General features: G+C 38.3%; 23 protein-coding genes, 3 tRNA genes, 1 pseudogene and 1 other annotated feature. Of the genes and pseudogenes, 7 read left to right on the top strand and 20 right to left on the bottom strand.

Features of this window, described 5'->3' with window-relative positions; translation table 11 throughout:
* Positions 1-11: 11 nt before the first annotated feature.
* The 4 genes from arcC to ACZYT3_RS10130 form a co-directional block, all read right to left on the bottom strand.
* Positions 12-947: a carbamate kinase gene (gene arcC, locus ACZYT3_RS10145; RefSeq protein WP_464088567.1), complete on the bottom strand. Its 936-nt coding sequence runs from the start codon at positions 945-947 to the stop codon at positions 12-14.
* Between the two features lie 11 nt (positions 948-958).
* Positions 959-1,951: an ornithine carbamoyltransferase gene (argF, locus tag ACZYT3_RS10140; RefSeq protein WP_294562909.1), complete on the bottom strand. Its 993-nt coding sequence runs from the start codon at positions 1,949-1,951 to the stop codon at positions 959-961.
* Between the two features lie 19 nt (positions 1,952-1,970).
* Entirely contained in the window at positions 1,971-3,197 is a 1,227-nt protein-coding gene (arcA, locus tag ACZYT3_RS10135) for an arginine deiminase (RefSeq protein ID WP_294562910.1), read from the bottom strand.
* Positions 3,198-3,509: 312 nt separating this feature from the next.
* Positions 3,510-3,586, bottom strand: a tRNA-Arg gene (locus tag ACZYT3_RS10130).
* A gap of 111 nt (positions 3,587-3,697) precedes the next feature.
* Between ACZYT3_RS10130 and ACZYT3_RS10125 the strand changes: the two genes are divergently transcribed.
* Complete coding sequence (locus tag ACZYT3_RS10125) at positions 3,698-4,144, top strand: GNAT family N-acetyltransferase (protein ID WP_464088566.1); 447 nt, start codon at positions 3,698-3,700, stop codon at positions 4,142-4,144.
* Between the two features lie 41 nt (positions 4,145-4,185).
* Positions 4,186-4,262, top strand: a tRNA-Arg gene (locus tag ACZYT3_RS10120).
* 282 nt (positions 4,263-4,544) lie between these two features.
* On the opposite strand, the gene ACZYT3_RS10115 is transcribed toward ACZYT3_RS10120, so the two are convergent.
* Positions 4,545-4,748: a hypothetical protein gene (locus tag ACZYT3_RS10115; protein WP_464088565.1), complete on the bottom strand. Its 204-nt coding sequence runs from the start codon at positions 4,746-4,748 to the stop codon at positions 4,545-4,547.
* Between the two features lie 191 nt (positions 4,749-4,939).
* On the opposite strand from ACZYT3_RS10115, the gene argS reads away from it, so the two are divergent.
* From argS to ACZYT3_RS10090, 5 genes are all read left to right on the top strand, one after another.
* Positions 4,940-6,583 carry an arginine--tRNA ligase gene (gene argS / locus ACZYT3_RS10110; protein ID WP_464088564.1) on the top strand — a complete coding sequence of 548 codons (1,644 nt, stop codon included), beginning with the start codon at positions 4,940-4,942 and terminating at the stop codon, positions 6,581-6,583.
* Positions 6,584-6,661: 78 nt separating this feature from the next.
* Positions 6,662-7,951, top strand: a complete 1,290-nt coding sequence (locus tag ACZYT3_RS10105) for a helix-turn-helix transcriptional regulator (RefSeq protein WP_294560722.1) — start codon at positions 6,662-6,664, stop codon at positions 7,949-7,951.
* 44 nt (positions 7,952-7,995) lie between these two features.
* Positions 7,996-8,207 (top strand) — a binding site (T-box leader).
* A 37-nt stretch (positions 8,208-8,244) separates the two neighbouring features.
* On the top strand, positions 8,245-8,922 hold the full coding sequence (locus ACZYT3_RS10100) for an MBL fold metallo-hydrolase (RefSeq protein ID WP_294560721.1): 678 nt from the start codon (positions 8,245-8,247) through the stop codon (positions 8,920-8,922).
* The gene (locus tag ACZYT3_RS10095) at positions 8,915-9,529 is read left to right on the top strand and encodes a pentapeptide repeat-containing protein (protein ID WP_464088563.1); all 615 of its coding nucleotides are present in this window, start codon (positions 8,915-8,917) and stop codon (positions 9,527-9,529) included. The genes ACZYT3_RS10100 and ACZYT3_RS10095 overlap by 8 nt, the downstream gene beginning before the upstream one ends.
* A 117-nt stretch (positions 9,530-9,646) precedes the next feature.
* Entirely contained in the window at positions 9,647-10,447 is an 801-nt protein-coding gene (locus tag ACZYT3_RS10090; protein WP_464088562.1) for an aldo/keto reductase, read from the top strand.
* Positions 10,448-10,512: 65 nt separating this feature from the next.
* Here ACZYT3_RS10090 and ACZYT3_RS10085 read toward each other — a convergent pair whose 3' ends face one another.
* The 15 genes and pseudogenes from ACZYT3_RS10085 to ACZYT3_RS10015 form a co-directional block, all read right to left on the bottom strand.
* The gene (locus ACZYT3_RS10085; RefSeq protein WP_464088561.1) at positions 10,513-11,076 is read right to left on the bottom strand and encodes a xanthine phosphoribosyltransferase; all 564 of its coding nucleotides are present in this window, start codon (positions 11,074-11,076) and stop codon (positions 10,513-10,515) included.
* A 106-nt stretch (positions 11,077-11,182) separates the two neighbouring features.
* A pseudogene (gene pflB, locus ACZYT3_RS10080) lies at positions 11,183-13,436 on the bottom strand (formate C-acetyltransferase).
* Positions 13,437-13,503: 67 nt separating this feature from the next.
* Positions 13,504-13,836 carry a thioredoxin family protein gene (locus tag ACZYT3_RS10075; protein WP_464088560.1) on the bottom strand — a complete coding sequence of 111 codons (333 nt, stop codon included), beginning with the start codon at positions 13,834-13,836 and terminating at the stop codon, positions 13,504-13,506.
* Complete coding sequence (gene pflA / locus ACZYT3_RS10070; RefSeq protein WP_464088559.1) at positions 13,830-14,543, bottom strand: pyruvate formate-lyase-activating protein; 714 nt, start codon at positions 14,541-14,543, stop codon at positions 13,830-13,832. The genes ACZYT3_RS10075 and pflA overlap by 7 nt, the downstream gene beginning before the upstream one ends.
* A gap of 89 nt (positions 14,544-14,632) precedes the next feature.
* Positions 14,633-15,391: a prepilin peptidase gene (locus tag ACZYT3_RS10065; protein WP_464088558.1), complete on the bottom strand. Its 759-nt coding sequence runs from the start codon at positions 15,389-15,391 to the stop codon at positions 14,633-14,635.
* 135 nt (positions 15,392-15,526) lie between these two features.
* Positions 15,527-16,423: a permease gene (locus ACZYT3_RS10060; protein WP_464088557.1), complete on the bottom strand. Its 897-nt coding sequence runs from the start codon at positions 16,421-16,423 to the stop codon at positions 15,527-15,529.
* Positions 16,424-16,437: 14 nt separating this feature from the next.
* Positions 16,438-17,445 carry a DUF362 domain-containing protein gene (locus tag ACZYT3_RS10055; RefSeq protein WP_464088556.1) on the bottom strand — a complete coding sequence of 336 codons (1,008 nt, stop codon included), beginning with the start codon at positions 17,443-17,445 and terminating at the stop codon, positions 16,438-16,440.
* A gap of 1 nt (position 17,446) precedes the next feature.
* Positions 17,447-17,935, bottom strand: a complete 489-nt coding sequence (locus ACZYT3_RS10050; RefSeq protein WP_464088555.1) for a flavodoxin — start codon at positions 17,933-17,935, stop codon at positions 17,447-17,449.
* A 12-nt stretch (positions 17,936-17,947) separates the two neighbouring features.
* Positions 17,948-18,460 (bottom strand): cyclophilin-like fold protein, encoded by a 513-nt coding sequence (locus tag ACZYT3_RS10045; RefSeq protein WP_464088554.1) that lies wholly within the window; start codon positions 18,458-18,460, stop codon positions 17,948-17,950.
* Between the two features lie 144 nt (positions 18,461-18,604).
* Positions 18,605-19,162: an ECF transporter S component gene (locus tag ACZYT3_RS10040; protein WP_464088553.1), complete on the bottom strand. Its 558-nt coding sequence runs from the start codon at positions 19,160-19,162 to the stop codon at positions 18,605-18,607.
* A gap of 115 nt (positions 19,163-19,277) precedes the next feature.
* Positions 19,278-19,625: a molecular chaperone Hsp90 gene (locus tag ACZYT3_RS10035; protein WP_464088552.1), complete on the bottom strand. Its 348-nt coding sequence runs from the start codon at positions 19,623-19,625 to the stop codon at positions 19,278-19,280.
* Positions 19,626-19,766: 141 nt separating this feature from the next.
* A tRNA-Ala gene (locus ACZYT3_RS10030) sits at positions 19,767-19,842 on the bottom strand.
* Between the two features lie 19 nt (positions 19,843-19,861).
* Positions 19,862-20,113: a kinase to dihydroxyacetone kinase gene (locus tag ACZYT3_RS10025; RefSeq protein WP_464088551.1), complete on the bottom strand. Its 252-nt coding sequence runs from the start codon at positions 20,111-20,113 to the stop codon at positions 19,862-19,864.
* 9 nt (positions 20,114-20,122) lie between these two features.
* A complete protein-coding gene (locus ACZYT3_RS10020; protein ID WP_464088550.1) occupies positions 20,123-20,833 on the bottom strand; it encodes a metallophosphoesterase in 711 nt (236 codons plus the stop codon).
* 45 nt (positions 20,834-20,878) lie between these two features.
* Positions 20,879-21,793, bottom strand: a complete 915-nt coding sequence (locus ACZYT3_RS10015; RefSeq protein WP_464088549.1) for a patatin-like phospholipase family protein — start codon at positions 21,791-21,793, stop codon at positions 20,879-20,881.
* Between the last annotated feature and the right edge of the window lie 135 nt (positions 21,794-21,928).

Genomic DNA, 21,928 nt, shown 5'->3' with positions numbered 1-21,928 from the left:
AAAAAAGTACACTATGCCTTAATTATCGTTCCGGTTTTACCTTTAAGTGCCAATTTGGCTTTTTTCAAAGAAGTGATCAGAGCTGTTCCATCCGGTGTATGTGATACATAATCTAAACAAGCTTCTACTTTTGGAAGCATGCTTCCCGGAGCAAAATGTCCTTCGGCAATAAAGCGTCTTGCCTCTTCAACACTCATCTCTGAAATTTCTTTCTGATTCGGCTGGTTAAAGTGAATGCACACACGATCAACAGCCGTTAATATCACAAGCATATCGGCATGAATATCTAAGGCCAGTCTGGCACTTGAACGATCTTTATCAATCACCGCAGCCACCCCGGCATAGCCATCCTCCGTTTCAATGACCGGAATACCGCCACCGCCAACTGTAATCACGATATCATTGGCATCAACCAATTGTTCTACCACCTTTAATTCCACGATCTTACAAGGCTTTGGTGAAGGAACCACTCGACGATACCCACGCCCGGCATCTTCTACAAACGTATAACCTTTCTCCTTTTCGATTCTTTCAGCATCCTCTTTATTGTAGAAAGAACCGACAGGCTTTGTAGGTTTTTGAAATGCCTCGTCATTTTCATCTACAACTACCTGTGTAATGATGCTTACACACTGCTTTTCAATCTGACGGGACTGAAGCTCTCTTTGGATTGCCTGTTGAAGATGATAACCGATATATCCCTGACTCATGGCTCCACATTCAGGAAACGGCATCAATGGCGTATGACCGCCGTTATTGGCACTATATTCCATTGCCAGATTGATCATGCCAACCTGCGGCCCATTTCCATGACCTACGACGACCTCATAACCTTCTTCCACCAGATCAACGATCGTAGAAGCTGTTTCCTTAACAAGCTCCAGCTGTTCCTCAGGTGTATTTCCTAAAGCATTGCCTCCCAATGCTATGACAAGTCTTTTAGCCATACTCACTCCTATTATTTCAAAGTTGCATACATAACCGCTTTGATCGTATGCATTCTGTTTTCAGCTTCATCAAAGACTTTAGAAGCACGGGATTCAAATACCTCATCACACACTTCCATTTCCTTTAAACCAAACTTTTCATAAATTTCTTTGCCGATCGTTGTCTTCAGATCATGGAATGAAGGCAGACAGTGCATGAAGATGGCATTCTCAGCAGCATTGGCCATCACTTCTTTATTCACCTGATAAGGTGACAGCAATTTAATTCTTTCCTCCCATACGCTGTCCGGTTCTCCCATCGAAACCCAGATATCCGTATAAATTACATGTGCACCTTTTGTTGCCTGCCCAACATCCTCAGTCAATGTGATCGTACACTCATTCTCAGCCGCGATCTTCTTGCAGGTTTCAACCAGCTTTTCACTTGGCATCTGCTTCTTTGGTCCGCATGCCGTAAAGTTAATGCCCATCTTTGCACAAGCAACCATCAAAGAATTACCCACATTGTTTCCGGCATCGCCCATGAAGACAAAATTCAAACCTTTCAGATAGCCGAAATTTTCTTCGATGGTCAGTAAATCAGCCAGCATCTGTGTCGGATGAAATTCATTGGTCAATCCATTCCAAACCGGTACCCCTGCATAAGCAGCCAATTCTTCTACGATTGACTGATCAAAGCCACGGTATTCGATACCATCATACATTCTTCCTAATACACGGGCCGTATCTTCAATGCTTTCCTTCTTTCCCATTTGACTTGAACCCGGATCCAGATAAGTAACCCCCATACCCAGATCTCTGCCGGCAACTTCAAATGAACAACGTGTTCTCGTAGATGTCTTTTCAAATAACAACACGATATTTTTTCCTTCCAAATAACGATGCGGGGTGTGCGTCAGCTTCAGACGTTTTAGCTCTTTTGACAGATCCAGCAGATAACGGATTTCTTCAGTTGTGAAATCCAATAATTTTAAAAAGTTTCTTCCACTTAAATTTTTCGGCATATTTTTTTCCTCTTCTTTCTTAATCTTCTCGCCATAACGGCATGGACATACATCTAGGTCCGCCACGTCCTCTTGACAGCTCAGCACTTGGGATCGTCAGCACTTTCAGACCATGCTTCTCCAACAATGCGTTCGTTACATCATTTCTTTCATAAACAATGATTACTCCGGGTGCAATACATAAGGTATTGGAGCCGTCGTTCCACTGCTCACGTTCTGCAGCGATCCGATCCTCTCCGCCACACTTGATCAGCGTCACATTTTCAATTCCGAGCACATCCTCAAGAATATGCTCCAACGTATCTTCTATTTTATGTACCTTCACTTCTTCAACACTATCACCGGCTGTAATCTCGTAAACTTCCAGCGGTCCTAAAATTCCCGGATGAACGGTAAACTTATCTACATCAATTTGTGTAAATACGGTATCTAAATGCATAAAAGCTCTCGAATTTGGAATATTGAAGGCCAATATTTTTTTGATCGTCGATTTAGGATTATTGAAGATATTCTTAGCCAGACTATCAATGGCATCAGGCTCTGTTCGCTGTGATATACCGATAGCCAGCGTATCTTCTGTAAGATTCAAAATATCTCCACCCTCAATATGGAAGTCATCATAGCGATCATACCATTTTTCAACGATGCCCTTATAATCCGGATGATAATTAAAAATATATTCAGCATAGATCGTTTCCCTGTTGCGAGTTACCGAATACATCCGGTTTAAAGCAATGCCATGACCGATAGAAGCAAACGGATCTCTTGTAAAATATAAATTCGGCATCGGTGCCAACACCATCTTGCTTTCTTCACTGACAAGATCCACCAGAGAATTTTCAATATTTCGTTTCAGCTCATTCACATTGATTCCTTCCATCGTTTTTAAAACCAATGTTTTATTATCTTTGATCTGATCCAGATAATCATAGATGATCCGCTGATACTTATTCGTTCGGATGCCACCCTCAACGATGAATTGTTTCAGAAATTTTTTACGAATGGCAGGATCCAGATCCAACACCTCAGCCATCAGATCTTCCAGATAGACGACCTCTACATCATTTGCTCGCAACAGCCTAGCAAATGCATCATGCTCTTCCTGCGCAACCTTCAAGAACGGAATATCATCAAACAGCAATTCCTGAAGCGTATCCGGTGTAAGGTTCAACAATTCTCGACCGGGCCTATGAAGAAGCACTTTTTTGAGTGGTTTGATCTCACTTTTCACATTAATACCTTTCATAAATTTACCTCTCTCCTTTTCAGTATTTTTCCTATTTTCTCACAGGAATAAAGGGAATTGTGTCAAATTTTAAGTGCAAGCGCTTACACATCAACAAAAAAATATAAAGAATCTGACAGATTCAAACTTTCTTCTCCCTTTCTGTACCTTCATTTTACACATTTTTTCATAGAAATGTAGGACAATTGCCCGTAATTTCATTGTATAATCTTACAAATTTATCTATCTCACTTACTTTTTTACGATACCTGCTCACATAGTAAAAATAAAAAAGCTTTCCTCATCATCAAGGAAAGCCTGTATAAACAGAAATGGCGTCCACGGAGGGACTCGAACCCCCGACCGTACGCTTAGAAGGCGTATGCTCTATCCAGCTGAGCTACGTGGACATTGATTGCTAATCTATATTATCACTAATATGAAAAAAAGGCAATTCTTTTTTCACCTTTTTATTGATTCATGACCATTTTCGACTTGTAAAAATGGCAGGTTATGTTATCATGAAACCGGTGATGACAATGAATTTAAGTTTTAAGATCAATCAAAAAGATGATTGTTACATGATTCGCAAACAGGTTTTTATGGATGAACAGGGATTTGAAAACGAATATGATGAAATTGATGATTGGTGTACCTTTCTTACTTTATATGACGATGATATTTGCATCGGCTGTGCACGTTTTTTTGAAAGTGGACAAAAAGACATTTGGATTCTGGGGCGATTAGCATTAATAAAAACATATCGCGGTAAGCATTTAGGCAAAGAAATCGTTTTATATGCTGAGAATTATCTAAAACAGCGAGAGGCAAAGGAAATTCACCTGCATGCCCAATGTAGTAAGATAGCTTTTTATGAAAGCATGGGCTATGCATGTTACGGTAATATAGACTTAGATGAAGGCGTAAAACATATATGGATGAAAAAGAAGTTAGATAAAAAGGGTTGAAATCCAGATATAATATGGTATGATAACAATGAAGACAGGATGCGCCGTTAGCTCAACTGGATAGAGCGTTTGACTACGGATCAAAAGGTTGTGGGTTCGATTCCTGTACGGCGCGCCATTTCTGTTTATACAGGCTTTCTTTAATGATGAGGAAAGCCTTTATTTATAGGGCTTTTAGCTATATAGTGATTTTTCTTATTCAAGCTCGCCACTTATTCGCCACTTTTTGAGGAAAAAAACCAATAAATTCTAATCAAGAAAATTATATTATTCTAATAAAAGAAAGGAATTGTATGCTAAAAGAATTAGAAATGTATATAGCCGATAAAAAAATGTCAGAATCAATGTAAAAGAAATATTATTGAAGCTTCCAGCCGGGAAAGCTTTTTTAAACAAGCAATTATTTTCCATCATATGAATTTCTTTTATTCCATTGTCTAAATAATACAAGACCTGTTATTGAAAAAACACTGCCTAAGATAAAAGCATAAGATACGGATATATCTGCACATTTTCCAAACATTAGATTCGTTAAGACACTGCCTAAATTCATTACCATTGAATAGATCGATAAGGTTGCGGCTCTTGAAACTTTCGTATACATATTCATGATCGTATCTAAAAGCGGTTATTATAATTGTTTAAACATATTTTTGTCAATGATGTTTTACATTGGTTTTACTTTAATAATATTATTAAAAAACCAGTTTTTTTTGTCTTTTTCAACATTTCCCTTGTTTTATTCTATAAATATGTTAAACTGTCAACGAAAGCAGGAGGCTGAAAGGAGAAAACATGAATAATATTGAAGTAGCTTTAAAAAACAATATTGAAAAAGCCGTTATGGAATGTTTCAATATCACGCCAGAACCTGGCCTTGTCATGATTGAGATCCCGAAAGATAATTCTAATGGTGATTATTCAACCAACATTGCCATGAGATTGGCGAAGGTTGTCCGATCGAATCCTCAGGTTATTGCGAAAGCATTAGTAGAAAAATTAGAATCAAATTTAGAAAATGCTGATAAGATTGAGATTGCCGGACCTGGATTCATTAATTTCTGGATCAAGAAAAGTGAACTTGCCGGAGTCATCAATACCGTGATCGACGCCGGTGATGATTATGGAAAAAATAACAGCGGCAACGGTCTGAAAATATTAGTAGAATATGTATCTGCCAATCCAACAGGTGCCTTACACCTCGGACATGCACGCGGAGCTGCATGGGGCGACAGCATCTGCCGTTTATTAAAGAAATCCGGTTATGATTGTTTAAGAGAATACTATATCAATGATGCCGGACATCAGATCGATATGCTGGGAGAATCTGTCTATGCCAGATATCTGCAGTCTTTTGGTATGGAAGCAGCGCTTCCGGAAGATGGTTATCATGGAGCAGATGTGATTGAGATCACTGAAGAAATCAAAAAAGATGTCGGTGATAAATATTTGAATTGTCCAAAAGAAGAAGCTGTGAAATTTTTCCGTGAAGAAGGAAAAAAACGTGAACTTGACCGTATTAAAAATGACTTAAAATATTATCGCTGTGAATTTGATTCTTGGATCAGTGAACAGAAAATCGTTGATGAGAATCGGGTAAATCTTGTCATGGATAAGATGGTTAAAATGGGTCTTACTTATGAAAAAGATGGTGCCATCTGGTTTAAATCGACAGAATATGGTGATGATAAGGATCGTGTATTGAAGAAAAGCGATGGATATTATACGTATCTGACACCGGATATTGCCAACCATGTCTACAAATTTGAACGTGGCTATGAAAAGCTGGTCAATCTTTGGGGTGCCGACCATCATGGCTATATCGCTCGTATGAAGGCAGCGATCGAAGCGATGGACTATGGCAAAGATGCTCTGGAAGTAGACATCATTCAAATGGTTCGTTTAGTTGAAAATGGCGAAGAAGTCAAGATGTCAAAGCGAACAGGAAATGCGATCACGATACGTGAGCTTGTGGATGATATCGGGGTTGATTCAGCTCGTTATTTCTTCGTGAGCAGAGCGGTTGATACTCATATGGACTTTGATTTGAGCTTAGCGAGAAGCCAGTCCAATGAAAATCCTGTCTACTATGCGCAGTATGCTTATGCCCGTATCTGTTCGATCTTAAGAACGAAGCCGGCACAGCGTTTAGATCATTATGATCTATTGACCAGTGAAAAAGAAGTAGACTTATTGAAGCATATCAATGAGTTTGTGAATGTCGTTTCAGAAGCAGCTCTTACAAGAAGTCCGAATAAGATCTGTAATTACATTCAAAAGCTGGCACAGTATTTTCATTCTTTCTATGGTGCTCACAAGATCATTGATGATTCTCAGCCGGAATTAACAGCTCAGAGATTAGCGCTATTGGAAGCAACCCGCATCACATTGAAAAATGCGTTAGATCTTATCGGGGTAAGCGCACCTGAAAAAATGTAATTTCATGACCGTCATAATTGACGGTTTTTTTTGATATTTAAAATAGATTCATGTATAATGAAGATGAGGGAATTACATATGAATCGTTATGCTACAATACAAGATCAATTCTGTTCCAGTTATGATAAAAGAAAGCTGTGCAGCTTTGATATCGAATTTGTCGACAGACCTACGAAGCCGCTTTTACATCAGACTTCACGTTTTTTATATTTCTTGAAAGGAAGCGGAAATATCAAGATAGACGGTGTTAATTATTCGGTTGTACCGGATACGTTTATTGCGATATTGCCATGGGAAACAACTGTCATAGATGAAGTTAAAGAACCGATGCAATTTGTGAAGATCGTTTATAATTCTGATTTTATCACCCAATCGATGAAATCTTCCTATAATACATCCAATGAACTTTTCAGCGTATTGACGCCTATCGGTAATACGCCTGTTGTTTATTGTACACCTGATGAAGCAAAGGTCATTCAGAATATCATGAACGAAATTAAAAATGAAACAGGTATTGAATCTATCTATGATGTTCAGGAAGAAAAAGAATTAAGCAAGATTTATGTGACCAACAAGCTCTGTGAGCTATTGATTCATTTTAAACGCTTCATTACTAAAAAGGAATGTATCCAGATGGATGGCAACAGTATCGAGCTGGATCAAAGAAATGCTATTTTTAAGTACATGTATTCTCATCTAAATGAAAAGCAGACATTGACAAAAATTTCTGCTATGTTTTTCATGAGTGAATCTGCCATCAGCAAATATATCATGGATGTTACCGGCTTTTCCTTTGGGGATCTTTTAAATGAAATGCGTATCGTCAAAGCCATGGATCTGTTGACATACACAGATCTTACGTTAAATGAAATTGCCAGCTTTACCGGATTTAGTGATGCTTCACATATCTCGAAGGTATTCAATGAACGTGTCGGTACGACACCAAAGACATATCAGAGCATCTATCGCAATCTTCATGAAATCTTTGGTGAAAAAGAAAAAAGCGTAAGCTATGAAATCATTACCTATATCTATGAAAATTATATGGAAGATCTAAAGATCCAGCAGGTTGCAGATAAATTTCATATCAGCGTCATCGAATTAAACCGTATCCTTCTTTTTCAGCTGGAAAAGAATTTTGATGATCTGATCAATTTTTTACGTATCAATAAAGCCTGTGAAATGCTTCTGACAACGAATGACGCAATTACAGATATCGGACTTCAGGTCGGTTATAATACGGTTAAGACCTTTAATCGCAATTTCGTAAAGCTAAAAAACATGACCCCGGGTAATTTTAGAAAAACGATCTTATTCCAAAAAGGAAGTGAAACGATCTTAGTTGAAAATTTACATCAGGAAGAATAATTTTTCATTTATATGTTGACAAGTCATTTGTTTTGATTATAATAATGTCATCGAAGATGAGGAAAAGTAGCTGTTCCTTCGCCATCAGCGAGTCTGAACAGAGTGGGAGTCAGGCGGTAAGAAGCACAGTGAAACGCACCTCGGAGATTTTGATTGAAGTAACAGTAGGTCAAGACGTATTTCGGCGTTAACGGATAAGGTGGCTTGTTTTTAAGCAGGCAAATAGAATGGTACCGCGAGTAACATCGTTTCTATACAGAAACGATGTTTTTTTTTCAAAGGAGGACGATAAAATGAAAGAATTAAAACATGAATTAGGCTGGTTTAAATTATTTGACTGTACCCATAACATATATGCTATCAGTGAGAAATATAGAGATACGATCTCAACTTCTTATTTGATTTGCGGCGATAATCAAAGCATCTTGTTGGATACAGGATGTGGTATCGGGCGAATGAAAAAGCTTATTTTCTCATTAACAAGTACAGTACCTACCGTATTGAATTCTCATGCCTGTGCCAATCATTCTTCTGCTAATAAGAAATTTCATTTGGTTCATATCTTAAATGAAGAGCATGAGATCGATTATCTTACCCATAACTATCCGGACGAATGGATCGCATCTCAAAAAAAGCTGACTGAGGATGACGATACCTTCCTTCCTGCACTCTTTACAACATTGCCAAGCGGGAAAAAATATGACTTGGGTGGAAAAACACTTGAAGTAATTGCCAACGACAAAACAAAAGTAAATGGCTGCATGCTGGCAGACCGCACAAATAAGATACTATTCTGCGGGGATATTTTTGACGAAACATGGATATCAAACCTCAATGAGGATCAAAAGGCTGAGTATATCGAGGGATGTAAAGAAATCATTGATGAATTTAAGGATTATATATGGTTCTTTTCTATCGGAGAAGTATCAAATGAAGCAAAAAAAGAATCAATAATAAAGAAATATGCATAAATGTAAAGCACCGAAAATATCCTATCTTGAAACAAAGACACTGATCAGTGAAGAACTCATCAATAGTGAATATCATCATATAGAAGCTGCTTTTCAATATGAAGATATAAAGATTGATGAATGTTTATTCAAAAATATCGTCTTTGATAAATGCTCACTTATAAAAAGTGATCTTATGGATGTAATCTTTAAAAACTGCGATTGTTCCAATATGAATTTTTCCAACAGCAGCTTGCATCGCATTATTTTCAAAAACTGCCGTATGATCGGTTGTGATTTCACAGATACTTATTTAAGCGATGTACAGTTTTTAAACGATCGTATTCAACTCATCAATTTTTCGGGAAGTAAAATTAAAAATTCACGATTTGTTGAATGCGACAGTCGTGAATCACGATATGTAGAAACTGAATTTAAAGACTGTGAATTTGACAACTGCAACTTTACACGCTCTGAATTTATTCATACATCCTTAAAAGGACTTGATTTTAGTAATAGTGATATTACAGGCATTACATTGACTGTCAATAGCATTGCCGGTATCATCGTTAATTCTTTTCAGGCAATCGAGCTCTCTAAATTATTAGGTATCATCATCAAGGAATGATTCATAGATCTTCATATTCACATATTCATTTTTAAAATGCCCATCTATTTAATTAAAGTATTTTACTTTTCTAAAAGGTGTCCATATAATTAAAAACGGGTATTTGTGGAGGTAGTTATGGAATATTTACGACTTAATAATGGTGTCCGGATGCCGATGGTAGGCTTTGGCACATGGGATATCCGTGGTAAAAAGGGAAAAGCATGTATCTTGGAGGCTTTAGAGGTTGGTTACCGTTTGATCGATACTGCCCAAATGTATGATAATGAAGATATCGTTGGTGAAGCCATAAAGGAAAGTGGCATCGATCGCAAGGAATTGTTTATCACAACGAAACTTCACCAGCCATGGGCAAGTTATTCAAAAGCAAAAAAAGGGATCGAACGATCATTGATCAATTTAAAGACAGACTATATCGATCTGCTGCTGATCCATGAACCATATGAAAATGCTTTAGAAATGTATCAGGCATTTCAAAAGGCAAGTCAAAACGGTAAGGTAAGGGCCATCGGCATTTCTAATTTCAATATCGCAAAATATGAAAGCTTTATTCAGCACTGCAATATCCTTCCGGCCGTCAATCAGGTGGAATCACATATTTATTATCCTCAATTTGATTTAAAAGCTGTCATGGCTCAGCATGGAACACAGATGCAGGCATGGGGATCTTTTACTGAAGGACGTAAAGATATATTTAAAGAGGCATTATTGATAGAGATTGGTGCAAAATATCATAAATCAGCTGCACAGGTTGCTTTGCGTTATCTTGTACAAAACAAAGTAGCAGTGATTCCTAAATCGGCACATAAAGATCGGATGAAAGAAAATATCGATATTTTTGATTTTGAATTGTCATCTGAAGATATGGATCAAATCCGTACATTTGATACAGGAAGTTCTTTATTTGGATGGTATTAAGACATTTAAATATATAAAAAGGTACTATTACGATTTCTTAGCTTCGTACATAGTACCTTATTTGTTTAGAAGACAATTTTTCCATGATCAAAGGCTTTGATTTCTGCCAATGAATAAAGATCATAGCCTTGTCTGAGAATATATTCATGACCCTTCTGAAATGATTTTTCTATGACGATACCGACTCCTTCAAGCTTTGCACCACTCTGATTCACGATATCCTCAACACCTCGAAAGGCTTCACCGTTTGCCAGAAAATCATCAATGAATAACACATGGTCATCATTATTTAAAAACTGTTTCTCCATGCAAAGCGTATAGGCTTTGTTTTTAGTATAAGAAAAGACCTCAGAGATCAGCGGATGGCGCATCGTTGAAGGCTGTGTTTTCTTTAAAAAAACTAAAGGTACCTGAAGCTTATATGCACACATCAAGGCCGGAGCAATCCCACTTGATTCAACGGTCAATACCTTTGTGATTTTTTTATTTTTAAAATGCTCCGCAAATTCATTACCGAGTTTTTCCATTAAAAGAGGATCGATTTGATGATTCATAAAAGAATCGACCTTTAATATATTTCCTTCAAGAATCTCCCCTTTTTCTAAAATAATATCCTCTAATAGCTTCATATGACTTCTCCTGAATAATTTTTTATCATCTTATCATACTCATTTTAAGTTTTCAAGATACCACAAAAAAAGATGACTGCCTCAATACAGTCATCCAAAGATTCAATTACATTGATTCATGCATGGTTCTGCGAATTACATCATCCTGCTGTTCTTTTGTAAGCTTATTGAAATTAACAGCATATCCGCTGACACGAATCGTCAGCTGAGGATATTTTTCAGGATGTGCCTGTGCATCTAACAGTGTTTCTCTGTTGAATACATTCACATTCAAGTGATGTCCGCCACTCTGGGCATAGCCATCGATCATCGTTACTAAGTTATCAATTCTATCAGACATTTTCTTTTCCTCCTTCTTATTCGTCTTTTCCTAATGCATTTGGTACGATTGAGAACGTATTTGAAATACCATCTCTTGAATATTCATATGGCAGTTTCGCAACTGATTCCAGTGAAGCCACCGCACCATGCGTATCTCTTCCGTGCATTGGATTCGCACCCGGTGCAAATGGTTCTCCGGCCTTTCTTCCATCCGGTGTATTTCCTGTTTTCTTTCCATAAACGACATTTGATGTAATGGTCAGGATGCTCATCGAAGGAACGCCATTGCGATATGTGCGATGTTCTCTGATCTTATTCATAAAGTTCTTAACAAGATCAGCAGCAATCTGGTCAACACGATCATCATTGTTTCCGAATTTAGGGAAATCACCTTCAACCTCATAATCAACCACAACACCATCTTCATCACGAATTGCTTTTACCTTCGCATATTTGATTGCGGAAAGAGAATCAGCCGCAACGGATAATCCCGCTACACCTGTTGCGAAGAAACGTCTTACATCATGATCATGCAGTGCCATTTCCAATGCTTCATAACAATATTTATCATGCATATAATGAATGACATTCAATGTATTGACATAAAGTCCGGCAAGCCATTCCAGCATCTGATTATATTTCGCCATAACTTCATCATAATCTAAATATTCTGAAGTGATCGGATCCATTCTTGGTGATACCTGGATCTTCTTCACTTCATCCATACCACCGTTGATAGCATACAACAGACATTTTGCTAAATTGGCACGGGCTCCGAAAAACTGCATATCCTTTCCTACCTTCATGCAGGATACACAGCAGGCAATACAATAATCATCACCCATTTCAACACGCATCAGATCATCATTCTCATACTGGATCGAGCTTGTTTCAATAGAGATCTTTGCGCAGAAGCGTTTGAAATTCTTAGGCAGTCTTGTTGACCATAAAACCGTCAGGTTCGGTTCCGGTGCCGGTCCAAGATTTACCAATGTATGAAGGAACCTGAAAGAATTCTTGGTAACCAAAGTTCTTCCGTCAAGTCCCATACCGCCGATAGATTCAGTAACCCATGTAGGATCTCCTGAGAACAATTCATTATATTCCGGCGTTCTCATAAATTTCACCAGACGAAGCTTCATGACAAAGTGATCGATCAATTCCTGAGCCTCTTCTTCAGTAATGATTCCTTTATCCAGATCTCTTTGAATATAAATATCAAGGAATGTAGATGTACGTCCCAAAGACATAGCCGCTCCATTCTGATCTTTAACAGCAGCTAAATAACCAAAATAAACTGCCTGTACTGCTTCCTGTGCAGTTACTGCAGGTTCAGAAATATCACAGCCATAGATCTGAGCCATTTCCTTTAAGGCATACAAAGCACGAATCTGTTCAGCCACTTCTTCACGTTCACGGATCCTTTCCTCTGTCATGCTGCCCAAAAGAATTTCTTTATGCAATGTTTCTTTATCCTTGATCAAAAAATCAACGCCATATAAAGCAACACGGCGGTAATCCCCAACGATACGTCCGCGTCCATATGCATCCGGAAGACCGGTCAGGATCGCACAACTTCTTGCACGACGCATTTCCGGTGTATAAACATCAAAAACACCCTGATTATGTGTCTTACGATATTTCGTAAAGATTTCCTTGATTTCCGGATCAAGCTCATAGCCATAGGCTTTCAAAGCACTTTCGCTCATTCGAATACCACCGAATGGCTGTAATGAGCGTTTAAAAGGCTTATCTGTCTGGAAACCGACAATTTTTTCCAGATCCTTATTCAGATATCCGGCTGCATGTGAGGTCAATGAAGATACTATCTTAGTATCAGCATCCAGAACGCCACCGGCTTCCCTCTCCTTTTTATTAAGCTCAGATACCTGCTCCCATAATTTTTTAGTAGCTTCCGTAGCAGGTGCTAAGAAACTGTCATCACCTTCATAAGGCGTATAATTTCGTTGAATGAAGTCACGGACATCGATTTCCTTGCTCCATTTACCTAATTCAAAACCTTCCCAGCCTTTATGCATAAATACCTCTCTTTCATTAACGCATGTATTGTATCATAAACCATTTTTCAAGTCATCTCTAAAACTCTTATTTTTCATTTCCCTTTTTATTAATTTCATCCAGTTTTGCATCGATATAAAGCTCAAAGATTTCCTCAGGCTGATAGCCTGTAATTTTAGATACCGCTTCTCCAAAGCTTGTCAGCAGGATCGTCGGTACGACCTTGATATCATAATGCTCATTGATCTCATAATTTGAAGGACCAACTTCAACGATGAAGACATCCATATCTTCCCGTTCTTTTAATTTTAAAACCATCGGAAGCATGCTGACGCAATTTGCACAGCCCTCGCCGCTGATAAGCGTGACCGCAAATCTGCTTTCTTTCAAGACTTCCTTAAAATTCTCATTATTCAGCATACGCCTAATATCTCCTTTGCTTTTTGAATTTCATCTGCCGTACATACCTCTACACCTTTTAGTGGATATTCAATCCCCATCTTTTCATATTTCACAACGCCCATCGTATGATAAGGAAGCACTTCTACCTTCTCTACATTATGCAGCGTATCAAGAAAAGCTCTTGTCCTTCTTAGATCTTCTTCATTATTCGTGTAACCGTTTACAAGAACATGACGGATCCAGACAGGCTTATGCTTTTCATCGAGATAACGGGCAAAATCCTGTGGACGATCAGCAGGCATTCCGGTCAGATCTAAATGCTTTTTTGTATCAATATGCTTGATATCCAATAAAAACAGATCACATACCTCTAACAGCTCATCAAATTTAGAAGTATCCTTACGGTCAAAGGTAATACCGCTCGTATCCATACAAGTATGAATTCCTTTTTCTTTTAGCTTTTTGAACAATTCGATTGCAAAATCAATCTGCATCAAAGGCTCTCCGCCGCTCAAGGTTACCCCGCCGTCATGAATATAATTTTTATATTTCATGATCTCTTGAAGAACCTCTTCGACACTGTACTCCTCTCCGCCATGAAAATTCCACGTATCCGGATTATGACAGTATTTACATCTTAAAGGACAGCCCTGCATAAAGACTACAAAGCGAACTCCCGGACCATCTACCGTTCCAAAGCTTTCAAAAGAATGAATCCTTGCCATGATCTCACCCCCCTCTTTGCTCAATCATTATAACACAGCAGATTTACATTTTTAACTCAGATGATTCAATATCCCCCAACAACTTTGTATCAAACTTTCACAAGCATCAAATACATATCAATAAACTGCCATCCATAAAAAAAGCTGATCATGATTCCCAAAGATAAAAAAGGCCCAAAAGGAATATGAGTCTTGCGATTCGCTTTCTTTTTAGCTAACAGATAACTTGCATAAACAGAAGCACTCATGATCCCCAACACCCCGGCAACAAGCGTTTTTTGCCATCCTAAAAAAAACCCTGCCGCAATCATCAGCTTGATATCTCCACCGCCAAAAGAATCCATTACAAACAAATTTAAGACAATCATCAGAAGCGATATAACGCTCATGCCTATCAGACGCTCAATCAAAGATATATCCGGATGAAGACCATATGCGATGATCGCTAAAAAACCCAGAATGATATTTAAACTGTCCGGTATCGTCATCGTAATCAAGTCGATCACACTTACAACAAGCAGCAGCTCACAAATAAAAAAGCTGATAAAAAATCCTGACCCAAAGCCATGATATGAAAAACAAAAATATCCGATTCCCACACTTATTACTTCAATAATGAAATAAGCGATTGAAATCTTCTGACGGCACCAGCGACATCTCCCTTTTAATAATATCCAGCTGAATATCGGAATCATCTCACTCATTTTTAAAGTATGATGACATTTAGGACAATAAGAACGTCCTATTATAAAATTTTCTCCTTTAGGCAAACGATAAATCAACACATTAGCAAAACTGCCTATACAGGCACAAAAGATAAAAACATAGATATAAAGCATCACTTTCATCATTTCACTCCTTTTCATATAATGTACGACATAAAAATTATCATCGAGCAAAATGAATCAATAGTAATTTAAGGATAACATAAATCACAAGAAAAAAATAGTCCGCATATAAAAAAGCAGTTTTTTCAACTGCTTCTATAAGATTAAATTAATAAGCATACCTGTCATGAAAGAAAAAACCATGACATAAACAAGATATAAACAAAAACGGCGCAAACCCAACACGATCTTCAATGCCCCCAGATTTGTGAGCTTTGTCGAAGGACCTGTAAGCATGAATGAAGCGGCACTGCCAAGGCTCATTCCTTCCCACAGCCACTGTTGAAGCAGAGGAATCGTTCCTCCGCCACAGGCATACAACGGAACACCTATGGTCGCTGCCATCAAGACACCCAAGGCTTCATCACCACCAAAAAGAGCAGTCATCACATCAGCAGGCACATAGCGCTGAAAAAGAGCTGAAAGCAAGATACCAAGGAAAAAATACACCCCGGTGGCCTTGATATTACGTCCTAAATTTTTTAAATAACGCAGTACTAAATTATCATCAGTATCTTTATTTACAGGTTCATCAAAGCTATTAAAATTAAAAAATGATGGTTCCTTATAAATAAAATGAACCAATAATCCCGCTGTGATACCACATAACAGACAAGAAGCGATACGTATGATCAAAACTTCTTGTCCCAAGGCAGCACTATAAATGATCAGCTGGGGATTCAACAGGATCGAGGACATCATAAAAGAAGCCAGCCAGTCATCCTTCATACCCTCTTTTGAAAATGATGCGGCAATCGGAATGGTACCATACATACATAAAGGAGAAGCAATACCCAGAAAAGCAGCCACAAAAATACCAAAGATACCGAAATGCTTCTTCTGCAAATATATCAGGGCATGATGAATATGATCCTTGGCAAATACCGAAATCGCAGAACCGATCATCATGCCAACGACCCAATAAACAAAGATCTGTTCGAATTGAACACTGAAATAATACCAGATATAAATTAACTCTCGTCTTAAATTCACTTCACTATCTCCAACTATTCATCAATATTGACCAATTGATAGGTTCTGCTTCCAAGCCCGATCTCTTGAGCATGTTCCAATGTATGTAATCCATTGCGGGACTCGATGCGCTGTACCAATGAAGCCCCATCCGCTGCAGAATATACAAGGTCGATACAAGCCTGATCCAAGGCTACCGGATCAAAAGATGCAAGAATGCCGATATCATGCATATCCGGCTCTGCCGGACTAGAATCACAATCACAGTCTACTGAAAGACGATTCATGACGTTGATATATAATATATTCCCATCTAAATAATCAACAACGGACTTGCCGGCTTCAGCCATAGACTCTAAAAATGCATACTGATCACCGCTCCACATACTACCGCCTGTTCCTCCGCTGTGTATATGGGCTTTCCCTTCAGAGGAAGCGATACCGATCGAAATATTTTTGATAGCGCCTCCATATCCCGCCATAGAATGTCCTTTAAAATGTGACAGCACTACATAATAATCATATTTTTCAAAATGAGAACCGACATAATTTTCACTTAAACGTGTACCTCCATAAACCGGTAAGGTCATGGACCCTTCCTCATCCATGATATCCACATCTGCTATTGACGTATAACCATGATCTTCTGCCACTTGATAATGCATGGCTGTATTCGCTCTTTGTCCGCCATAAGCCGTATTACATTCTACGATGGTTGGATGATCAAAGGACTGTATCAATTCACCGATGAGATCAGTACGCAGATAATTGCTTCCCGGCTCCCCCGTAGAAAGCTTAACGGCCACATTTCCTTCAATCTGTGCATCAAGCGCATCATAAACAGCAATCAGGCTGTCAGCACTGATCTCTTCACTCATATAAACAATGCTCATCTCGTCCTGACCTTCTTCATCATCTTCAATTTCTTCCTCAACAGCTTCATTCTGCATCAAATCATCCTCATCAGCCTGCTGCTTCGATGAACATCCTCCCATCAACACGATTATGATCAAAATCCAGCTTAAATAACGTAATTTTTTCATGTCATCTCCTTCTATCTATCTCTTCGATCCAATGCTTTAATTGCTCATCACCAGCATTTTCTTGAAGAATGCCGCCCTCTATAAATGACGCGCCCTTTGCCAGATTTGACAGCTCATTCACTGTATTCCCTAAACCGCTGCCTCCTGAGGTCGCAAACACTATGATCGTTTTCCCATTAAAATCATAACTTTCTAAAAAGGTTCGAATAATGGCCGGTGCCGTATACCACCAGATAGGAAATCCCAAATAAATCGTTGAATATTTATTAAGATTTATTTTCTGATCAATGATCTTTGGACGCGAGGATGGATCCTTCATCTCCAATGTACTTCTGCTTGTTTTATCCATCCAATTCAGATCTTCTCTGCGATAAGGCACTTGCGGACAAATTTCATATATATCGGCATCCATCAAACCGGCAAGCCTTTGCGCAATTCTTTTTGTGGTATTGGTTGCAGAAAAATAAGCCACTAAGCTCTCAGACATCATAAAGCACCTCCTTCAATCCATGATATCGATCGTAATCGTACCGGAAATCTCTTGAATCAATTCCTCGCCCGAAACTACATGTCCCAATTCATATAATGATGAGTTTTGATTAAAATCACTATAGAACATGACAACATCTCCCCAAGGCTCATAATATGCCAGAACACCTGAGCCTCCATTAGCCTTGATGCCATCTGTAAGATTCAGGCTCTTTGGCGGATAAAAGATCTTCTCATTCGTACTAAAATTTTCCGATTCAATCGTCAATGGCAATTGTTCATATAGAGAAACAGCTGCCTCACTCTCATTCAATTCATAAATAATCACATGATCTCCAAATTGTACAGAGATCTTACGTACCTTGTTATCCATTTCCTTCAAATCCTCCTTTTCATCAGAAACTGCTTCTTCATTTGTTGTAACCACGCCTGATGGTGAAGGCTCATCGGCATTAGAAACATCAACGCTGCAAGCAACAAGTGAAAAAGCCATCCATAACATAAAATAAGAAAGCAATTTCTTCATATCATTACCTCCTGCCTGTAAATATTATAAAAGTGTATCATTTCAATGTCTAATACCTATATTTAATATCTTATCATACGTTTATTGTATATATATCAACAAAAAAATTCTCAAGACCTGCTTGAGAATTCTTCTCTATCATAACTAATTTTCAACCTGCATCGAAGAATGTTTGAAAGGTAAAACCTTCGTACGATCAAGTGCTACCATGACGGCCGGTATCAATACCAGCTGCATGATGATTCCCGGTATCGAATTTAAAAGCGTACTGCTGATAAATACTTCAAATGTCAGCATACCTCCATTGATACCTAAAAGGAACATCTGGACAATGCCCCAAACAACCCTTCCGGCTAACATGGCACAGATCATGCAGCGATATAAAGCCTTTATACATTGCCAAGGTGATTTTTCATATAAATAACCTGTTACGAATGCATAAGTCGCTAATTCAAAGGCCATTGCCAATGCCGTAGGATAAAACGGCGGCATACCAAATACTAAAGAACGTAACAACGGCAAAATAAAAGCCATCAGCGCACCATATTGCCATCCACATATCAATGCACATAGAAATACAGGTAAATGCATCGGAAGCAGCATATTGCCGATCTGCGGAATCTGACCGGTAAAGAAAGGCAATACCATTCCCAAAGCCAAGAACATGGCTGTTAATGTAATATTTTTAACACTGTTTTTCATAAAACCCTCCTGATCATCTTGGATATCATCCAGTATAACGAAGATTTCTTTTCATGTAAAATACTTATTTTACATTATCATCTATGCACATATTGAATAGATAAAAGCTCAGGTACTAACTTAGCAGATGTATAAGTTCTTCAACAAGCATGCATGCCGGACAGTCACAATAAGCAGCTCCCTGCTGCTTGATCGTATTGCTGTGTCCAACGATCTCTGCAGCCTTTTCTTCACCGAAATACTTTTTACCATCCTCTGAGCCTGCGAAAGCGATCAGCTGGTCAATTGGCATGATATCCTCTTTTAATTCACGAAGGTATCGTTCTGTTTGTCTATCTTCATCATTCGTACCGACTGCATCCAGCCATTCCTTTGCCGCTTCCTTCAATTCAGCACAGCAAGTAGGTACTTCCATCAATGCTTTGGTTTTATCAATAACTTGATTCAATACATCTCTTTCCATATATTTCCTCCTGATATCCATATAGTAACATAAATTTTCTATCTTCACAATTTATTCTACATATACCAGAAAGGGCATAAATAGGGCATAATTTATTTTAAGATTAAAAAAACGCCTATATTTAGGCGTTTTTTTATTACATGGTGGAGCTTAGGGGGCTCGAACCCCTGACCTCTACGCTGCCAGCGTAGCGCTCTCCCAGCTGAGCTAAAACCCCATATCATCCTAAGATGATCTTAACCTTTCAGACCTCTGGATTGACGATCCATGTCCTCTACTACAACATCATAAATTTCACCAAGTGTCGAGCAATATTTCAAAACATCCCATGGTTCATTCGTATGAAAATGAATCTTGATCAATTCATCATCCCCTACTGCCAATAAACAGTCACCCTTGAAATGAGTTCTGAAATAATCATTGATCTCATCTTCATTTAAATTCTTACCTTCTATAAGAAGCTGTGTATCATATCTGAATTCTAACATGATTCCCTCCTATTTATTCTTTTCAATATACCATTTTTCACCTGTATCCAAACAATAGACACCTAAATTCATCCCAAAAACACATCCGCAGTCAATCGCTATATGATGATTTTTTTCAATAATCTGGCCCTTTTTCCTCTTATCTATCGACACTGTCGGTTTATGTCCGCTTACAAGATACTTATCCGCATAATAAACAAAGTCATAATTCGGAGATTTAAAGATGACCTCCTCCAGCCGATAATCTTCTAAAGGTTTATCAGGCAAAAACGGATGCAGACCGGCATGTACCAAAACAAATTTCTTTCCATTGGCACTTACTTCCTCCAGCAAGCTGAATTCTTCTAAATAATCTAACAGATCCTGTTGTTCCTCCCTGGAAAGCCTACGAAATTGTTCCAATGTCACCCGGCCGCCATCATTGTACCAGTGATACAAATTTTCCATATCTTCCTCATCCAATTGCGTTTCTACATTCTCATCAGTAATTTCAACACAAAATTTTCTCAATACACTCAATGCCATAAAATCATGATTGCCGATGATGGGAAAAACATTGCTGCGCATCATCATATCCTGTAAAAGCTTCACAGGTTCTTTTCCTCTATCTACGACATCACCCAACACGAACAACTGATCATCATCTTGAAAATCAATAGCTTTTAACGCTTTCAGATATTCCTGATAGCAGCCATGCAGATCGCTCATTACATAAATCATATTCTCTCCTCTATGACCATTATATCATAAAATGAAACGAATCTCTCACTTTAAGGAATGTAAATAATCCCATAAGGCAATGATCTGCGAACCGCCATCCTCATATCCCTTCCAATATAATTCACCCAGCTTTTCCATATTTCTCTCCAATCTTTTGATTTCAACCGGAAAAGAAGGTGCAATGACAAAGACTCTTTTCTCTTTTTCCAAGCGGTCAAGTTCATCACACTGGGCATTATAGCTTTCATCACTTTTACCTAACGCATACGCAAATTCAGGATAACCATGATAAAACTTCTGGGCAATCGTTTCAAGCTTATCATGATCGCTTTGTTTTCTATAAGAAGCTTCTCTTGTCCTGACAACAACGATCTTTTCATATCCCTGATCGATGGCCCACTGATAAGGGATCTTATCGCTGCAGCCACCATCAAGATAAGGAATCCCTTCAATTTCAACCATTTTTGATACATATGGCAGACTTGAAGAAGCCTTCACTGCACGAAAGATATCACATTTATTCTTTTCAAAATATTCCGGCTGTCCATTCAAACAATTCGTCGCCACTGCTACAAATCTTCTCTCATTACTAAAAAATCTTTCTTTATTCAAAGGTTCTTCGTTATCGATCGCATCAAATAAAAAATCAAAACCGATCACACCTTTATTCGTGACCAAAGCCTTAACACCCACATAACGACTGTCATGACGGTATTTTAAATTAACTCTGCCGCTTCTGCCGATCTGTCCGGCTACATAATTGATCCCGTTCATAGAACCTGCCGAAACACCGATCACCGCTCTGAAGTTGATACCGGCCTGCATCAAAGCATCCAGCACACCGGCTGTATATAAGCCCCGGAAAGCGCCACCCTCTAAAACGATACAGCCTTCTGTTATCTTATCACAAGCCATTCCATAAGGAAGCTGTCCTAACTTCGTATAAACTTTATTTTTCATTACAACTACCTCCTTGTCAAAATATCTAACGCTATATATTTTCTCACTTTATAAATCATTTTTCAATCAAATCATTCTTTTTTCATAAAAGAGAAGCAGCACATGTCTGCTTCTCCTCATGACCATTATTTAATC

Source organism: Traorella sp. mt218, assembly GCF_055420025.1.
The sequence above is the reverse complement of the archived record's forward strand: the minus strand, read 5'-3'. Positions and strand labels throughout refer to the sequence as shown.

Excerpts from the sequence above, each read along its gene's own strand:
- arcC (WP_464088567.1), bottom strand. The coding sequence starts at position 947 with ATGGCTAAAAGACTTGTCATAGCATTGGGAGGCAATGCTTTAGGAAAT.
- argF (WP_294562909.1), bottom strand. The coding sequence starts at position 1,951 with ATGCCGAAAAATTTAAGTGGAAGAAACTTTTTAAAATTATTGGATTTC.
- arcA (WP_294562910.1), bottom strand. The coding sequence starts at position 3,197 with ATGAAAGGTATTAATGTGAAAAGTGAGATCAAACCACTCAAAAAAGTG.
- ACZYT3_RS10125 (WP_464088566.1), top strand. The coding sequence starts at position 3,698 with ATGAAACCGGTGATGACAATGAATTTAAGTTTTAAGATCAATCAAAAA.
- ACZYT3_RS10115 (WP_464088565.1), bottom strand. The coding sequence starts at position 4,748 with ATGTATACGAAAGTTTCAAGAGCCGCAACCTTATCGATCTATTCAATG.
- argS (WP_464088564.1), top strand. The coding sequence starts at position 4,940 with ATGAATAATATTGAAGTAGCTTTAAAAAACAATATTGAAAAAGCCGTT.
- ACZYT3_RS10105 (WP_294560722.1), top strand. The coding sequence starts at position 6,662 with ATGAATCGTTATGCTACAATACAAGATCAATTCTGTTCCAGTTATGAT.
- ACZYT3_RS10100 (WP_294560721.1), top strand. The coding sequence starts at position 8,245 with ATGAAAGAATTAAAACATGAATTAGGCTGGTTTAAATTATTTGACTGT.
- ACZYT3_RS10095 (WP_464088563.1), top strand. The coding sequence starts at position 8,915 with ATGCATAAATGTAAAGCACCGAAAATATCCTATCTTGAAACAAAGACA.
- ACZYT3_RS10090 (WP_464088562.1), top strand. The coding sequence starts at position 9,647 with ATGGAATATTTACGACTTAATAATGGTGTCCGGATGCCGATGGTAGGC.
- ACZYT3_RS10085 (WP_464088561.1), bottom strand. The coding sequence starts at position 11,076 with ATGAAGCTATTAGAGGATATTATTTTAGAAAAAGGGGAGATTCTTGAA.
- ACZYT3_RS10075 (WP_464088560.1), bottom strand. The coding sequence starts at position 13,836 with ATGCTGAATAATGAGAATTTTAAGGAAGTCTTGAAAGAAAGCAGATTT.
- pflA (WP_464088559.1), bottom strand. The coding sequence starts at position 14,543 with ATGGCAAGGATTCATTCTTTTGAAAGCTTTGGAACGGTAGATGGTCCG.
- ACZYT3_RS10065 (WP_464088558.1), bottom strand. The coding sequence starts at position 15,391 with ATGAAAGTGATGCTTTATATCTATGTTTTTATCTTTTGTGCCTGTATA.
- ACZYT3_RS10055 (WP_464088556.1), bottom strand. The coding sequence starts at position 17,445 with ATGAAAAAATTACGTTATTTAAGCTGGATTTTGATCATAATCGTGTTG.
- ACZYT3_RS10050 (WP_464088555.1), bottom strand. The coding sequence starts at position 17,935 with ATGATGTCTGAGAGCTTAGTGGCTTATTTTTCTGCAACCAATACCACA.
- ACZYT3_RS10045 (WP_464088554.1), bottom strand. The coding sequence starts at position 18,460 with ATGAAGAAATTGCTTTCTTATTTTATGTTATGGATGGCTTTTTCACTT.
- ACZYT3_RS10040 (WP_464088553.1), bottom strand. The coding sequence starts at position 19,162 with ATGAAAAACAGTGTTAAAAATATTACATTAACAGCCATGTTCTTGGCT.
- ACZYT3_RS10035 (WP_464088552.1), bottom strand. The coding sequence starts at position 19,625 with ATGGAAAGAGATGTATTGAATCAAGTTATTGATAAAACCAAAGCATTG.
- ACZYT3_RS10025 (WP_464088551.1), bottom strand. The coding sequence starts at position 20,113 with ATGTTAGAATTCAGATATGATACACAGCTTCTTATAGAAGGTAAGAAT.
- ACZYT3_RS10020 (WP_464088550.1), bottom strand. The coding sequence starts at position 20,833 with ATGATTTATGTAATGAGCGATCTGCATGGCTGCTATCAGGAATATCTG.
- ACZYT3_RS10015 (WP_464088549.1), bottom strand. The coding sequence starts at position 21,793 with ATGAAAAATAAAGTTTATACGAAGTTAGGACAGCTTCCTTATGGAATG.